The sequence below is a fragment of the Murinocardiopsis flavida genome (genome assembly GCF_003014485.1).
Taxonomy (GTDB): domain Bacteria; phylum Actinomycetota; class Actinomycetes; order Streptosporangiales; family Streptosporangiaceae; genus Murinocardiopsis; species Murinocardiopsis flavida.
Genome location: NZ_PYGA01000007.1, coordinates 13,221 through 28,910, shown reverse-complemented (window position 1 = coordinate 28,910; position 15,690 = coordinate 13,221). Strand labels below are relative to the sequence as shown.

Annotated in this window: 12 protein-coding genes; all 12 read left to right on the top strand. The window is 73.7% G+C overall.

Annotated elements, in window-relative coordinates:
* The first annotated feature begins 221 nt into the window (after positions 1-221).
* Positions 222-1,313: a sensor histidine kinase gene (locus CLV63_RS11580; RefSeq protein ID WP_106583164.1), complete on the top strand. Its 1,092-nt coding sequence runs from the start codon at positions 222-224 to the stop codon at positions 1,311-1,313.
* Between the two features lie 158 nt (positions 1,314-1,471).
* The gene (gene pheS / locus CLV63_RS11575; protein WP_106582992.1) at positions 1,472-2,590 is read left to right on the top strand and encodes a phenylalanine--tRNA ligase subunit alpha; all 1,119 of its coding nucleotides are present in this window, start codon (positions 1,472-1,474) and stop codon (positions 2,588-2,590) included.
* Positions 2,590-5,085, top strand: coding sequence for a phenylalanine--tRNA ligase subunit beta (gene pheT / locus CLV63_RS11570; RefSeq protein ID WP_106582991.1), 2,496 nt, complete (start codon positions 2,590-2,592; stop codon positions 5,083-5,085). Before pheS ends, pheT begins: the two co-directional genes overlap by 1 nt.
* A gap of 415 nt (positions 5,086-5,500) precedes the next feature.
* Positions 5,501-6,730: an aminotransferase family protein gene (locus CLV63_RS11565; protein WP_106582990.1), complete on the top strand. Its 1,230-nt coding sequence runs from the start codon at positions 5,501-5,503 to the stop codon at positions 6,728-6,730.
* Between the two features lie 196 nt (positions 6,731-6,926).
* Entirely contained in the window at positions 6,927-7,424 is a 498-nt protein-coding gene (locus tag CLV63_RS11560; RefSeq protein WP_106582989.1) for a MarR family winged helix-turn-helix transcriptional regulator, read from the top strand.
* Between the two features lie 117 nt (positions 7,425-7,541).
* Complete coding sequence (locus CLV63_RS11555) at positions 7,542-8,990, top strand: NAD(P)/FAD-dependent oxidoreductase (protein ID WP_106582988.1); 1,449 nt, start codon at positions 7,542-7,544, stop codon at positions 8,988-8,990.
* A 127-nt stretch (positions 8,991-9,117) separates the two neighbouring features.
* Complete coding sequence (argC, locus tag CLV63_RS11550; protein ID WP_106582987.1) at positions 9,118-10,146, top strand: N-acetyl-gamma-glutamyl-phosphate reductase; 1,029 nt, start codon at positions 9,118-9,120, stop codon at positions 10,144-10,146.
* 82 nt (positions 10,147-10,228) lie between these two features.
* Positions 10,229-11,380, top strand: a complete 1,152-nt coding sequence (argJ, locus tag CLV63_RS11545; RefSeq protein ID WP_106582986.1) for a bifunctional glutamate N-acetyltransferase/amino-acid acetyltransferase ArgJ — start codon at positions 10,229-10,231, stop codon at positions 11,378-11,380.
* Complete coding sequence (gene argB / locus CLV63_RS11540; protein WP_106582985.1) at positions 11,377-12,324, top strand: acetylglutamate kinase; 948 nt, start codon at positions 11,377-11,379, stop codon at positions 12,322-12,324. The genes argJ and argB overlap by 4 nt, the downstream gene beginning before the upstream one ends.
* The gene (locus tag CLV63_RS11535) at positions 12,321-13,532 is read left to right on the top strand and encodes an acetylornithine transaminase (RefSeq protein ID WP_106582984.1); all 1,212 of its coding nucleotides are present in this window, start codon (positions 12,321-12,323) and stop codon (positions 13,530-13,532) included. The genes argB and CLV63_RS11535 overlap by 4 nt, the downstream gene beginning before the upstream one ends.
* A complete protein-coding gene (locus CLV63_RS11530) occupies positions 13,529-14,074 on the top strand; it encodes an arginine repressor (protein ID WP_106582983.1) in 546 nt (181 codons plus the stop codon). Before CLV63_RS11535 ends, CLV63_RS11530 begins: the two co-directional genes overlap by 4 nt.
* 74 nt (positions 14,075-14,148) lie before the next feature.
* Entirely contained in the window at positions 14,149-15,606 is a 1,458-nt protein-coding gene (gene argH, locus CLV63_RS11525) for an argininosuccinate lyase (RefSeq protein ID WP_106582982.1), read from the top strand.
* The last annotated feature ends 84 nt before the right edge of the window (positions 15,607-15,690 follow it).

Sequence of the window (15,690 nt, the reverse complement as noted above, 5' to 3'; positions counted from 1 at the left end):
GGATCATGCCTGTCGCGCATCCGGCCGCCGCAGAGGCGTCTTCCCACGCGTAGTCGAACGGAGTCGCGGGTACTGACCACTTCGGTAGCGCCGGCGGAGGGGAGCGCCGGTCGGCGCTGCACCGGTGGCTTCCACGGGTCCGGCATTCCGGCAGCGCTGATGGTCGAGTTGAGGGCGGGGAGGCGGTCGTGAGCAGCGACCAGTCGGGCAATGGCGCAGGCATGGGAACCGACGATCCGCCGCGTGCCGCCCGGCCGGTGCACCGTGTGCCGGCGCCACCCGCATCGCTGTCGGCCGAGGACATCCCCGACGGAGTGCTGATCGCCGACCGCTCCTGCCGGGTCGTCACGCTCAACAAGGTGGGCTCCCGGCTGCTGCGCATCCCGGAGGAGGCCGCGCTGGGCCGTGACTTCCGCGACGTCCTGCCGCTGCACGACCTCGACGGCCGCGACTGGTGGAAGTGCACCGACCCCTACGGCGGGCTGCGCATCCGCACCCGCCAGCCCGAGCGCCCGCTGCTCCTCGCCGATGGCCGCGAGGTCCTGATGTCGGCCCGCTACCTCAGGGGCGCGCCCAACGGCAGCCTCGAACGCCTGGTGGTCACCCTCCGCGACGCCCGCCGCCGGGCGCGCGGCGAGCGCAACCGCGCCGACCTGGTGTCGACCGTCGCCCATGAGCTCCGCTCGCCGCTGACCAGCGTCAAGGGGTTCACCGCCACGCTGCTGGCCAAGTGGGACCGCCTCACCGAGAACCAGAAGCTGATGATGCTGGAGACGGTCAACGTCGACGCCGACCGCGTCACCCGGCTCATCGCCGAACTGCTCGACGTGTCGCGCATCGAGGCCGGCCGGTTGGAGATCCGCCGCCAACTCGTCGACCTGCCCGAACGCGCTCGCAAGATCATCGCCGGGCGGGTCGCCTCCGGCGACCCCGAGGACCGGTTCCGCCTGGAGGTGCACCGCCCGCTGCCGGAGACCTGGCTCGACGCCGACAAGATCGACCAGATCCTCGCGAACCTCCTCGAAAACGCGATGCGGCACGGCGCTGGTACTGTCACCATTGTGATCGAGCCGCACGAAGGGGGAGCAGCCGTGTCGGTGCGCGACGAAGGCGAGGGCATCGCGCCCGAGGCCGTGCCGCGCGTGTTCCGCCAGTTCTGGAGCGGCAAGCGCCGCAGCGGGACCGGCCTGGGGCTGTTCATCGTCAAGGGCCTGGTCGAGGGGCATGGCGGCAAGATCACGGTCGGCCACGCGCCCAGCGGCGGCGCGGAGTTCCGATTTACCGTGCCCGTCGGCACCCCCGAGTTCGTCTAGCGAGGACCCCACTCCTCCGACGATCCGGCTGGGAGCGGCGGGCGCTCCACCACCGCAACGAGCTTTTCCTTCTTGTCGGCTTGGCTCCGCGGCGTTCGCGCGCCGCGGACCGTGACGCACCGCCCGCTCTTCACGTGCGGGCGGCGAGGCGATTGAACATGTCTGCACCCAACAACTCATACGATCCGGTCGAGGTCGCTTCGCTGCACCCCGACGCGGTCGCCCGCATGCGCGACGACGCGCTCGCCGCCATCGCCGGCGCCGCCGACCTCGACGCGCTGAAAGCGGTCCGGGTCGCGCACGTCGGCGACCGGTCCCCGCTCGCCCTGGCCAACCGCGAGATCGGCGCGCTCCCGCCCGCCGCGAAGTCCGACGCCGGCCGGCGGGTCGGCGGCGCCCGCCGCGAGGTGTCGGAGGCGGTGCAGGCCCGGCAGGCGGAACTGGAGGCCGAGCGCGACGCCCGCGTGCTGGTCGAGGAGGCGGTCGACGTCACCCTGCCGTGGGACCGCGGCCAGCGGGGCGCGCGCCACCCCATCACCACGGTCGCCGAGCGCATGGCCGACATCTTCGTCGCCATGGGCTTCGAGGTCGCCGAAGGCCCCGAGGTCGAGGCCGAGTGGTACAACTTCGACGCCCTGAACTTCCTGCCCGACCACCCCGCCCGCTCCATGCAGGACACCTTCTTCGTCGCCGGGGCCGACGGCGCCGAGTCCGGCCTCGTCATGCGCACCCACACCTCGCCGGTGCAGGTGCGGGCGCTGCTCGACCGCGAGCTGCCGGTCTATGTGATCAGCCCGGGGAAGACGTTCCGCACCGACGAGCTCGACGCCACCCACAGCCCGGTCTTCCACCAGGTCGAGGGCTTGGTCGTCGACGAGGGCATCACACTGGGGCACCTGCGCGGCGCGATCGACGCGTTCGTGCTCGGCATGTTCGGCGAGAGGCTCAAGACCCGGTTCCGGCCGTCCTACTTCCCGTTCACCGAGCCGTCCGCCGAGGTCGACATGGAGTGCTTCGCGTGCCGCGGCGCCTCGGTGGGCGACCCCGACCGCCCGTGCCGCACCTGCTCCAGCGAGGGCTGGATCGAGATCGGCGGCTGCGGCGTCGTGAACCCGAAGGTCCTCACGGCCGCCGGTGTCGACACCGGCCGGTACAGCGGCTGGGCGTTCGGGCTCGGTGTCGAACGGACCCTGATGTTCGCGCACGGCGTGCGCGACATGCACGACATGGTCGAGGGCGATGTCCGCTTCACCGCGGCGTTCGGGAGTGAGATCTGATGCGCGTCCCCGTTTCCTGGCTCCGCGAGTACGTCGACCTGCCGGCCGACGTGACCCCCCGCGGCCTCGCCGCGAAGCTCATCTCGGTCGGCCTGGAGGTCGAGACCGTCGACGAGGTCGGCGCCGAGCTCGCCGGGCCGATCGTGGTGGGCCGCGTCGCCGCCATCGAGGAGCTGACCGGCTTCAAGAAGCCCATCCGCTACTGCCAGGTCGACGTCGGCACCGCCAACGGCAGCGGTGAGCGGCAGAACATCATCTGCGGCGCCGTCAACTTCGCCGTCGGCGACCTCGTCGTGGTGTCGCTGCCGGGCGCGGTGCTCGCCGGCGGGTTCGCGATCGGGTCGCGGCAGACCTACGGGCGGCTGTCCGAGGGCATGATCTGCTCCGCCACCGAGCTGGGCCTCTGGGAGGACCACGCCGGCATCGTCGTGCTGCCCGAGGGCTTCGCCGACCCCGGCACCGACGCGTTCGACCTGCTCGGCCTGCGCGACGACGTGCTCGACATCGCGGTCACCCCCGACCGCGGCTACGCGCTGTCCATGCGGGGCGTGGCCCGCGACGCCGCCGTCCTGTACGGGGCGGCGTTCACCGACCCCGCCGAGGTGAAGCCGCCCGCCACCGAGGGGGAGGGCTATCCGGCCGCGATCGCCGACCTCGACGCCTGCGACCGCTTCGTCCTGCGCGACATCAGCGGGTTCGACACCGATGCGCCGACCCCGTTGTGGATGAAGCGCCGGCTCGCCCTGGCCGGCATGCGGTCCGTGTCGCTGGCCGTCGACGTCACCAACTACGTCATGTGGGAGACCGGGCAGCCCCTGCACGCGTTCGACCGGGCGAAGCTGAGCGGCGGGATCGTGGTGCGCCGGGCCCGCGCCGGCGAGCGGCTGGAGACCCTCGACCACGTCGACCGCGCGCTCGACCCCGACGACATCCTCATCACCGACGATTCGGGCCCCATCTCCATGGCGGGGACCATGGGCGGCCTCAACAGCGAGATCGACGACGCGTCGACCGACCTCGTGGTGGAGGCCGCGCACTTCTCCGAGAGCGGGACCGCGCGGATGAGCCGCCGGCACAACCTGCATTCGGAGGCGTCGCGCCGCTTCGAGCGGGGCGTCGACCGCCGGTTGCCGCCGTACGCGTCGGCGCGGGCGGTCGAGCTGCTGCTGCTCCTGGGCGGCGGGCGCATGGGCGGACTCACCGACGTCGACCCCGAGGTGCTGGCACCGCCGCCGATCGTGGTCGCCGAGGACCACGCGGCGAAGGTCGCCGGGGTCGACTACCCGGCGGGGACCTCGTCGACCTGGCTGCGCGCCATCGGCTGCACGGTCGAGGAGCTGCCCGGTGTGCTCAGCGTCGTGCCGCCGCCGTGGCGGACCGACATCAGCGACCCCAACGACCTCGCCGAAGAGGTCATCCGGTTCGAGGGGTACGAGAACATCCCGGCGATTCCGCCGCGCGCACCCGCCGGGCGCGGGCTGACCCGGACCCAGCGGCTGCGCCGCGCGGTCGGCCGCGGGCTGGCGGGGGCCGGCTACTCCGAGGTGCTGTCCTTCCCGTTCGTCGGGGAGCGCGACCTCGACGGCCTGCACCTGCCCGAGGACGACCCGCGCCGGGCGAGCCTGGCGCTGGCGAACCCCATGAGCGACGGCGAGCCGCTGCTGCGCACCACACTGCTGCCGGGGCTGCTCAAGACGCTGGCGCGCAACGCGGGGCGCGGCAGCACGTCGGTGTCGCTGTTCGAGGCGGGCCTGGTCTACCTCCCGCGCGACGGGGCGCCGGCGCGGGCCCCCGCCCCGGCCGTCGACCGCGCTCCCGGCGCCGATGAGCTGACCGCGCTGGCCGCCGCGATCCCCGACCAGCCCTACCGGGTGGGCGCCGTGCTGGCCGGCGACCGCGAACCCGCCGGCTGGTGGGGCGGCGGCAGGCAGGCGAACTGGGCCGACGCCGTGGAGGCGGCGCACGAGGTGGCTCGGGCCGCCGGGGTGGCGCTGCGGGTCGCCCAGGCGCAGGCCGTACCGTGGCACCCGGGCCGGTGCGCGGCCCTTTCGGTGCCGGGCCCGGACGGCGAGGTCGTCGTGGGCCATGCGGGGGAGCTGCACCCGCGCGTGGTCAAGGCGTACGGGCTGCCGGAGCGCAGTGTGGCCATGGAGGTGGGGCTCGACCTCATCGAGGCCGCCATCGCCCCGGCGGACGCCCCGTTCATCTCCACCTATCCGGTGGCGACCCAGGACGTCGCACTGGTGGTCGAGGAGTCCGTCCCCGCCGGTGCGGTCGAGGCGGCCCTGCGCAGCGGCGCGGGGGAGCTGCTGGAGGCGGTGCGGCTGTTCGACGTCTACACGGGCGCGCAGGTCGGCGAGGGCCGCAAGTCGCTCGCGTACACGCTGCGCCTGCGCGCGGGCGACCGCACGCTCACGGCCGAGGAGGCCACCGCGGCGCGCGACGCCGCTGTGGCGAGTGCGGGGGAGCTGACGGGAGCGCGGCTGCGCGGCTGAGCGTCGTTTCGGACCGCTGCGGCGGTTTACGGGGGGTCCGTCCTTGGGGGCGGGCCCCCCGCGTGTTGCCCCGAAACACCCTGATCATATTTTTCTTTGGGCAGTGTTTTCGCACGTCAGGGGGTGTTTTGGGGATGCGCTCCCTGGGTAGCGCGAATGCTTCGTGTTAACCGGGGAACTATTTCTCGTTTCGGCTCTTGTACGGGGGCGGGTCGAGAATTTAGTGTGCAGGCATCTGCCGCGATCAGGGCTATGAGCACCTTCGCGGAACAGCTGTTTCATTCGGCGTTTACTTGTGCGGATCACACGCACATCCCAGCTCGGAGGTCGTCAATTGACCGAAACAGTGGTTTCGTATGCCCAAAACCAGCCGAAGGCTCTTGAGCCGAGTCGTTACTGGCACACGTTCTCCGATATGAACGTGGTCTCCAAAGGACCGAAGTTCGTGGTGGCCCGCGCCGAGGGCGCGTGGCTGTGGGACGAAGCGGGCGACCGCTTCCTCGACGGCACGTCGAGCCTCTGGTACTGCAATGTCGGGCACGGGCGCGTCGAGATCGCTGAGGCCGTCTACAAGCAGATGACCAGCCTCGACGCGTTCGCGACCTATGGCGACTTCGCCAACGTGCCGGCGCTCGCGCTGAGCGAGCGCATCGGGGCGCACGCGCCGGTCGCCGACGCGCGGGTCGTCCTCACGTGCGGCGGCGGCGAGTCCATCGACAGCGCGGCGAAGATCGCCCGCCAGTACTGGTCGGTCCGGGGCCGCCCGGAGAAGGTGCACTTCATCACCCGCACCGGCGGGTACCACGGGCTCAACGGCATCGGCACCAGCCTCATCGGCATGGAGCGGTTCCAGGCCGGGTACGGGCCCCTGCTCGCCGACACCTCGGTGGTGCCGCACGACTCGCTGGAGGCGCTGGAGGCCGAGATCCTGCGGATCGGCCCCGAGAACGTCGCGGCGTTCTTCGCCGAGCCCGTCATCGGCTCCGGCGGGGTCCACGCGCCGGTCGACGGCTACTTCGCCGGGGTCTCCGAGCTGTGCAAGCAGTACGGGATCCTGTTCATCGTCGACAGCGTCATCTGCGCGTTCGGGCGGCTGGGCAACTGGTTCGGGATCGAGCGGTTCGGCGTCACCCCCGACATGATCGTCTTCGCCAAGGGTGTGAGCAGCGGCTACCTGCCGCTCGGCGGCATCGTCGTGAGCGGTGAGATCGCCGAGCCGTTCTGGAACGAGCCCGGCAACCCGCTGCACCACGGGACCACCTATGCGGGGCACCCCACGGCGTGCGCCGCGGCGCTGGCCAACCTCGACATCCTGGAGCGCGAGGACCTGTTCACCGTCGCGCTGGAGGTGGAGGCGTGGCTCGACTACGCGCTGCGCCCGCTGGCGGACCACCCGCTCGTGCGCGAGGTGCGCTCGGGGACGGGTGTCATGGCCGCGGTGGAGTTCACGCCTGAGGCGCTCGCATCGGGCATCACCTCCGCCGAGGTGTTCACCGAGTGCAGGGCGCGGGGCGTGGTCCTGCGGGCGGTGCCGACCGGGCTGCTCGTCTCGCCTCCGCTGATCACCACCTGGGAGCAGATCGACCACCTGGTCTCCACGCTCCGCTACGGGCTCGACGCCGTGGCGGACCGCCACTCGGCGTAGCCGCCGCGGGGTGTGTCGTCGATCGGGGTGCGGCCGGGCCGCACCCCGATCGTGCCGCCGCGGGCGGCGGTGCCGCGGGTGCCCCCCGAGTTCCCATTTAGTTAACTGGAAAGATATTTCCTGTTAGGATGGCTGGTGACCGGCGCCGGTCGCCCCCAGGCCCGTGCCGCGTCCGGACGGGGAGGTGGAGCGAGAGGTGGGTAAACCAGTGCGGGCGCCGACCGACGACGAACTCATCACGGCATGGGGGCTGCTGCACGAGGCGCTGCGCGACACCGAGCCGCTGCTGCTGCGCGGCATCGACCCCTGCGGCAAGGACATGTCCGGCCCCTGGTTCGAGGTGCTGATCCGCTTGCAGCGCTCGCCCGAGCACCGGCTGCCAATGAGCCGCCTGGCGCGCGAGGTCTCCCTCAGCAGCGGCGGGTTCACCAAGCTCGCCGACCGCCTGGAGCACCGCGGCTACCTCCGCCGCGAGCACTGCCCCGAGGACCGCCGGGTCACCTACGCCGCGCTGACCGACGACGGCATCGCGCTCGCCGAGCAGGCCCGCGCCAAGCACGTCGCCCTGCTGCGCGAGCACGTCCTGGCGCCGCTGGGCGACGACGGCCTGCGCGCCTTCGCCGACGCCGCGCGGCTGCTCCGCGACGAGGCGCGGGCCAGCGCCGACGCCGAGCGGGGTGCGGCGGCGCGCTAAAATCCGGATGACCCCGGCAGATCGGCGCGGGTCCGGCCGTCGGCGGCCGCAGCGCGGCCCGGCCGGCGCGCCGCACAAGCCCCGCCGCGGGGTGTGCGGAACCGTTCGGGGGGACCCATGAAGCTCGTTGCCAGTGCCGCGGAGATGCGCGCGATCCCGCGCTCGGCCGGGTTCCGCAACGGCGGGGTCTCCTTCTGGTTCCGCGAGAGCGGGCCGCCCGCGCGCCGTGCTCCGCTGCCGGGCTCGGCCGACTACGACGTGTGCGTCGTGGGCGCCGGCTACACCGGCCTGTGGACCGCCTACTACCTCAAGAAGGCCCAGCCCGACCTGCGTGTCGCCGTGGTCGAGCGCGAGTTCGCCGGGTTCGGCGCGGCGGGGCGCAACGGCGGCCGCCTCTCCGCGGAGTTCCCGGGGCGGCTCGGCGTGCAGGAGCGCCTCGCGGCGAGCCACGGCAAGGGTGCGACGGTCGCCCTGCAACGGGCCATGATGGCGTCGGTCGACGAGGTCATCGGGGTCGCCGCCGAGGAGGGCATCGACGCCGACGCCGCAAAGGACGGGGTGCGGCTGGTCGCCACCAACGCCGCGCAGCGCGCCCGCCTGCACGGGCTGGTCGACTACCTCCAGGAGTGGGGACACTGGCCGGAGGACCTGTACCTCCGCGAGGCCGCGGAGTTCTCCCGCGAACCGCTCCTGCGCGTCGACGGGGCGCTGTGCGCCGCCTTCAGTCCGCACGCCGCCCGCATCCACCCGGCGAAGCTGGCGGTCGGCCTCGCCGCGGCGGTCGAGGCGCTGGGGGTCGACCTCTTCGAGGACACCGCGGTCATCGAGATCCGGCCGCGCCGCCAGGGTGCGGCAGCGTGCGCGGTGACCGAGCGCGGCGCGGTGCGCGCCGAGCACGTGCTGCGCGCGACCGAGGGGTACACCGGCGCACTCGGCGGCCGGAGCGGGCCGCCCGCGCGCGCCTCGATGATCGCGACCGAGCCCATCGGCGCAGCGGTGTGGGAGCAGATCGGCTGGGACGGCGGCGGCCTCGTCGTGGACGCTTCGCACGCCTCCGTCCACGCCCAGCGCACCGCCGACGACCGCATCGCCATCGGCGGCCCCGGCGTCCCGTCGCGGTCCGGCGCTGCGGAGGACCGCGCGGGTTCGACGGCTCCGCAGGCGATCGCGGAGCTGTGGCGGGTGCTGGTCCGGATGTTCCCCGCTGCGGCCGAGGTGCCGGTCGCGCACGCGTGGTCCGGCGCGGTGGCGGTGCCGGGCGACGGCGCCCCCGCCCTGCACCTCGACCCCGCGACCGGGCTCGGCTGGGCCGGCTGCGCCGCGGGGAGCGGCGTCACCACCGCGAACCTGGCCGGCCGGACACTGCGCGACCTCGTACTGGGCCGCTCGACCGAGCTGACCCGGCTGCCGTGGGCCGGCCGCGAGGGCGGCGGCCCCGACCGGCCGCACCGGCTCGGCGCGCAGGCGGTGCACAGCCTGCGCCGCACCGCCGACCGCAGGGAGGCCGCCGGCGGATCGGAGACCTCCCCGTGGGCGCGGTTGGCGGCCCGTATCGCCGAGCGGTGACCGGGCCGCGCGGTTCCGGCTCCGCCGCCCTCCCGTGGCTTGCATAGATTTGCATTCGGATGCATGATGGTCCAGATGTTCGCGGGGTCCTCCGCGGCGGGCGGCACACTGATCGGGGAGTAACGACATGGGGCACACGGCGGCGGTCGCCGGAGCCAGCGGCTATGCGGGCGGCGAGCTGCTCCGCATCCTGATCGACCACCCCGAGATCGAGATCGGCGCCCTCACCGCCGGCGGCAATGCAGGCACCCGCCTGGGCGGGCACCACCCGCACCTGTTCCCGCTGGCCGACCGCGAGCTGCTCGCCACCACCGCCGAGAACCTCGCGGGGCACGACGTCGTCTTCCTCGCGCTGCCCCACGGGCAGTCCGCCGCCATCGCCGAGGAGCTCGGCGACGCCGCGCTCATCGTCGACTGCGGCGCCGACTTCCGGTTCGCCGACCCCGCCGCGTGGGAGGGCCACTATGGCAGCCCGCACGCCGGGACCTGGCCCTACGGGCTGCCCGAACTCCCCGGTGCGCGCGCGGCGCTCGCCGCCACCCGCCGGGTCGCCGTCCCCGGCTGCTACGTCACCGCCGCCACCCTCGGCCTGCTCCCCGCCTTCGCCGAGGAGCTCGTCGAACCCGACGTCGTCGTGGTCGCCGCCTCCGGCACCTCCGGCGCGGGCAAGGCACCCAAGCAGCATCTGACCGGCAGCGAGGTCATGGGCTCGGCGAGCGTGTACGGGGTCGGCGGCGCGCACCGGCACACACCCGAGATCGCGCAGAACCTCAGCGGCCTGGCCGGGGCCCCGGTCACCGTGTCCTTCACCCCGGTCCTGGTGCCCATGGCCCGCGGCATCCTCGCCACCTGCACGGCGCGGCTGCGCCCCGGAGCCGACGGCGACCGGGTCCGCGCCGCCTACGAGCGGCGACTCTCGGCCGAGCCCTTCGCGCGCCTGCTGCCCGAGGGGCAGTGGCCCACCACGGCGATGACCCTGGGCGCCAACACCGCGGCCATCCAGGTCACCGTCGACGCCGCGGCCGGCCGCCTCGTCGCGGTCGCCGCCATCGACAACCTGACCAAGGGTACGGCGGGCGGCGCCGTCCAGAGCGCGAACCTCGCACTGGGACTCCCCGAGACCACCGGCCTGCCGCAGGCGGGCGTCGCGCCCTAGGCGCACCGCCGCAGCACCAGCGCAGCACCTCCGAGACCACGCGTCGCGCCCCGTGCGGCACGACGATCCGAAAGGCCATACCGTGAGTGTCACCGCACCACGCGGCTTCCGCGCCGCCGGCGTCTGCGCCGGGCTCAAGCCCAGCGGCGCCCGCGACGTCGCCCTCATCGTCAACGACGGACCCAACCGCGCCGCGGCGGGGGTCTTCACCCGCAACCGGGTCAAGGCGGCCCCTGTCCTCTGGTCCGAGCAGGTCGTCAAGGGCGGGCGGGTGCACGCCGTCGTCCTCAACGCCGGCAACGCCAACGCATGCACCGGCCCCGGCGGGTTCGCCGACACCCACACCACCGCCGAGCGGGTGGCGGCGGCGCTGGACGACTCCGCCGCCGAGGTCGCGGTCTGCTCCACCGGCCTCATCGGGGAGCGGCTCGACATGCCGAAGCTGCTCGCCGGCGCCGACGCCGCCGTGGCCGCCGCGGCACGCGACGGCGGGCTCCCGGCCGCCGACGCCATCCGCACCACCGACTCCGTCGCCAAGATCGCGTTCCGGCGCGGCAGCGGCTACACCATCGGCGCCATGGCCAAGGGCGCCGGCATGCTCGCCCCGGCGCTCGCCACCATGCTGTCGGTCGTCACCACCGACGCCGACCTCACCGCCGAGCAGTGCGACCGGATGCTGCGCGCCGCCACCGCGGTCAGCTTCGACCGGATCGACGCCGACGGCTGCCTGTCCACCAACGACACGGTGCTGCTGCTCGCCAACGGCGCCAGCGGCACCGCACCGTCGGAGGCGGAGTTCCAGACCCTGCTCACCGAGGTCTGCGCCGACCTCGCCCAGCAGCTCATCGCCGATGCCGAGGGCTCGACCAAGAGCATCGCGATCGAGGTGGTGGGCGCGGCCGGCGAGGACGACGCGCTCACCGTCGCCCGCACCATCGCCCGCAACGCGCTGTTCAAGTGCGCCATGTTCGGCGAGGACCCCAACTGGGGCCGGGTACTCGCGGCGGTGGGCACCACCGACGCGGTGTTCGACCCCGACCAGCTCAACGTCGCGATCAACGGCGTGTGGATCTGCCGGAGCGGCGCCGTCGGCGACTCCCGGTCCAAGGTCGACCTGAAGCCGCGCGATGTGACCGTCACCGTCGACCTGTCAGCGGGCAGCGCCGCCGCGACCATCTGGACCACCGACCTGACCACCGGCTACGTTCACGAGAATTCGGCTTACTCCACATGACTGCGCGAACCCACCAGCAAGCATTCGACAAGGCCAACGCGCTGATCGAGGCGCTGCCCTGGCTGGCACGCTTCCACGGCCAGACCGTCGTGATCAAGTACGGCGGGCACGCCATGTCCGACCCGGGGCTGCGGGCCCGCTTCGCCGAGAACATCGTGTTCCTGCGCTACGCCGGGCTGCGCCCGGTCGTGGTGCACGGCGGCGGCCCGCAGATCAGCGCGCACCTCGACCGGCTCGGCGTGCAGAGCGAGTTCGCCGGCGGCCTGCGCGTCACCACCCCCGAGACCATGGACATCGTGCGGATGGTCCTGGTCGGCCAGGTCAACCGGGAGATCGTCGGGCTGGTCAACGACCACGGCCCGTTCGCCGTCGGCATGTCGGGGGAGGACGCGCACCTGTTCACCGCGGAGCGCCGCCCCGGCATCGTCGACGGCGTGCCCGTCGACATCGGCCTCGTCGGCGAGGTCGTCGACGTGCAGCCCGGCGCGGTGCGCTCGCTGCTGGACGACGGGCGCATCCCCGTGGTGTCCAGCATCGCCCGCTCCGACCTCGGCGACGGCGTGTACAACATCAACGCCGACACCGCCGCCGCCGCGCTCGCCGTCGCCCTCGACGCCGCGAAGCTCATCGTCCTCACTGACGTCGAAGGGCTGTTCGCCGACTACCCCGACAACACCGAGCTGATCAACCGGCTGTCGGCCAGCGAGCTGGAATCCCTCCTCCCCGACCTGACCAGCGGGATGGTCCCGAAGATGGAGGCGTGCCTGCGCGCGGTGCGCGGCGGCGTCCCCCAGGCGCACATCCTCGACGGCCGGGTGCCCAACGCCATGTTGCTCGAAGTGTTCACCAACGACGGCATCGGCACCATGGTCGTCGCCGAGGCGGCGGGACCCGAAGACCTCACCGGCGCCGTCGGGCTCGGCGAGGAGGCGGCCGCGGAATGAGCGCCACAACGGAGCTCCAGGCGCGGTTCGACGCCGCGCTGATGCCGAACTACGGCACCCCGCCCATCGCGCTCTCGCACGGTGAGGGACGGCACGTCTACGACGCCGACGGCAACCGCTACCTCGACCTCGTCGCGGGGATCGCCGTGTCGGCGCTCGGCCACGGCCACCCCGCCCTGGTCAAGGCGGTCGCCGACCAGGCGGCCGCCATCGCGCACACCAGCAACCTGTACCTGCACGAGCGCGAGGTCGAACTGGCCGAGCGGCTGCGGGCCCTGCTCGGCGGCGACGCGAAGGTGTTCCTCGCCAACTCGGGGACCGAGGCGAACGAGGCGGCGCTGAAGCTGGTCAAGCGCGCCGCCGGCCCCGGACGCGGCTACTTCGTCGCCGCTGCCGCCGCGTTCCACGGCCGCACCTCCGGGGCGCTCGCCCTCACCGGCAAGGACGCCATCCGGGAACCGTTCGGCCCTTTCGGGATGGACGTGCGGTTCGTGCCCTACGGCGACGCCGACGCGCTGCGCGCCGCGGTCACCGACTCCTGCGCCGCGGTGTTCCTCGAACCCGTCCAGGGCGAGGCCGGCGTGGTCCCGCCCCCCGCGGGGTACCTGCGCGAGGCGCGCGCCATCTGCGACGCGACCGGCGCCGCCTTCGTCCTCGACGAGATCCAGAGCGGGGTGGGGCGCACCGGCCACTGGTTCCTGCACCAGGCCGAGGGCGTCGTGCCCGACGTCCTCACCCTTGCCAAGGGGCTCGGCGGCGGCCTGCCCATCGGCGCGTGCGTCGGGTTCGGCGACTACGCCACCGCCTTCGCGAAGGGCGACCACGGCTCCACCTTCGGCGGCAACCCCGTCTCGTGCGCCGCCGCCCTCGCCGTCCTCGACACCATCGAGGGCGAGGGGCTGCTCGACCGCGCCGCCGAACTCGGCGCGCTGCTCGCCGAGCGGATCACGGCGCTCGGCCACCCGCTCGTCGCGTCCGTGCGCGGCGCCGGGCTGTGGCGCGGCGTCGTCCTCGACGGGCCCGCGGCGGCCCGGGTCCAAGACGCCGCGGCGCGGCGCGGGTACCTCGTGAACGCCGTGGCGCCCGACACCGTCCGCATCGCGCCCCCGCTGACCATCACCCGCGCCGAGGTCCTGGAGTTCACCGCGGCGCTGCCCGCCATCCTGGCCGACGCCGCCGAGGGCGACGACGGGGACCGCCGACGATGACCGCCGACGGCCAGGGGCCGGCCGCGTCCCACAACCCGCTGACCAAGGCGTCCCGGCACGCCCGCATCACCGAGGTGCTGACCCGCAGCGACGTCCGCTCGCAGAGCGAGCTGGCCCGGCTGCTGGCCGAAGCCGGGGTCCTGGTCACCCAGGCCACGCTCTCGCGCGACCTGGACGAGTTGGGGGCGGTCAAGCTCCGCACCGTCGACGGGAACCTGGTGTACGTCCTGCCGGGGGAGGGCGGCGAGCGCCTCCAGCGCGCCCGGCCCGACGACCTGGACCTGGCGCACATGTCCAACTCCCGGCTCAGCCGCCTGGCCGAGGACCTGCTGGTCGCGGCCGAGGCGTCGGCGAACATGGTCATCGTCCGCACCCCGCCCGGCGCGGCCCAGTACCTGGCGTCGGCGATCGACCACACCGACATCCCGGCGATCCTCGGCACCATCGCGGGCGACGACACCATCCTGGTGATCGCCCGCGACCCCGAAGGCGGCGGGGAGCTCGCCGCGGCGCTGCTGCGGCTGGCCGACCGCCGCCCCTGACACCGCCGCCCCGGAACGGCGCCGCGCCGCCCGGGACGGCCCCATGCACGATTCACGCGAAAGGGCGGCCCACCGTGGGTGAGGGACCCGAATCCAGCAGCACCGCGCCCCAGGAGAACGGCGCCGAGGTCACCCGCCTGTGGGGCGGCCGCTTCGCCGGCGGACCCTCGGAGGCGCTGGCGCGGCTCTCCCTGAGCACGCACTTCGACTGGCGGCTGGCCCGCCACGACATCGCCGGCTCCCGCGCGCACGCCCGCGTCCTGCACGGGGCCGGGCTGCTCACCGACGCCGAACTCGCGGCGATGCTCGAAGGACTGGACGTGCTGGCCGCCGATGTCGCCTCGGGCGCGTTCACGCCCGTCCTCGCCGACGAGGACGTGCACACCGCCCTGGAGCGGGGCTTCATGGAGCGGGTCGGGCCGGAGCTGGGCGGCCGGCTGCGCGCCGGGCGCTCCCGCAACGACCAGATCGCCACCCTGGTCCGCATGTACCTGCGCGAGCAGGCCCGCGCCATCGCGGCCGAGGTCCTCGACCTGGTGGGGGCGCTCATCGACCAGGCGCACGCCAACGAGGGGGTCGCCATGCCGGGGCGCACCCACCTCCAGCACGCCCAGCCCGTGCTGCTCGCCCACCACCTCATGGCGCACGCCTGGCCGCTGCTGCGCGACGTGCGCCGGCTCCGCGACTGGGACCGGCGCGCCGACGTCTCCGCCTACGGCTCCGGCGCGCTGGCCGGATCCTCCCTCGGCCTCGACCCCGAGGCGGTGGCGGCGGAACTCGGGTTCTCCGCCTCGGCGGAGAACTCCATCGACGGGACCGCGGCGCGCGACGTGGTCGCCGAGTTCGCCTTCGTCACCGCGATGATCGGCGTGGACCTCTCGCGGCTGGCCGAGGAGGTCATCCTCTGGTCCACCAAGGAGTTCTCCTTCGTGACACTGGACGACGCGTTCGCAACGGGGTCGTCCATCATGCCGCAGAAGAAGAACCCCGACATCGCCGAACTGGCGCGCGGCAAGAGCGGGCGGCTCGTCGGCGACCTCGCCGGGCTGCTCACCACCCTCAAGGGCCTGCCGCTCGCCTACAACCGCGACCTCCAGGAGGACAAGGAGCCGGTGTTCGACGCCGCCGACACCCTCACCCTGCTGCTGCCCGCGTTCACCGGCATGGTCGCCACCCTCACCGTCAACAGGGACCGCATGGCCGAACTCGCGCCCCAGGGGTTCTCCCTGGCGACCGACATCGCCGAGTGGCTGGTGCGCCGCCGGGTGCCGTTCCGCGACGCCCACGAGATCGCCGGGGCCTGCGTCCGGGTCTGCGAGGAGCGCGGCGTCGACCTGCCCGACCTCACCGACGCGGACTTCGCCGCGATCTCCCCGCACCTCGGACCCGATGTGCGCGAGGTACTGACCGTCGAAGGGTCGCTGGCGTCGCGCTCCGGCAAGGGCGGCACGGCCCCCGCGCGGGTCGAGGAGCAGCTGGAGCAGGCCCGCGCCGAAGCGGCCGAGCACCGCGCGTTCGCCGCAGGCGGCTGACCGGCCCTGCGGGGTACCCGGCCCGGGGCGGCGGCGCAGGCGGCGGCCCCGGGCCGGCGCGTGTCCCTGACCCGGGCGCGGCCG

Bases quoted from the DNA above. Each gene is read 5' to 3' on its own strand.
- argB (WP_106582985.1), top strand. From the start codon at position 11,377: ATGACTGCGCGAACCCACCAGCAAGCATTCGACAAGGCCAACGCGCTG.
- CLV63_RS11565 (WP_106582990.1), top strand. From the start codon at position 5,501: ATGAACGTGGTCTCCAAAGGACCGAAGTTCGTGGTGGCCCGCGCCGAG.
- pheT (WP_106582991.1), top strand. From the start codon at position 2,590: ATGCGCGTCCCCGTTTCCTGGCTCCGCGAGTACGTCGACCTGCCGGCC.
- argC (WP_106582987.1), top strand. From the start codon at position 9,118: ATGGGGCACACGGCGGCGGTCGCCGGAGCCAGCGGCTATGCGGGCGGC.
- CLV63_RS11530 (WP_106582983.1), top strand. From the start codon at position 13,529: ATGACCGCCGACGGCCAGGGGCCGGCCGCGTCCCACAACCCGCTGACC.
- pheS (WP_106582992.1), top strand. From the start codon at position 1,472: ATGTCTGCACCCAACAACTCATACGATCCGGTCGAGGTCGCTTCGCTG.
- CLV63_RS11535 (WP_106582984.1), top strand. From the start codon at position 12,321: ATGAGCGCCACAACGGAGCTCCAGGCGCGGTTCGACGCCGCGCTGATG.
- CLV63_RS11555 (WP_106582988.1), top strand. From the start codon at position 7,542: ATGAAGCTCGTTGCCAGTGCCGCGGAGATGCGCGCGATCCCGCGCTCG.
- CLV63_RS11580 (WP_106583164.1), top strand. From the start codon at position 222: ATGGGAACCGACGATCCGCCGCGTGCCGCCCGGCCGGTGCACCGTGTG.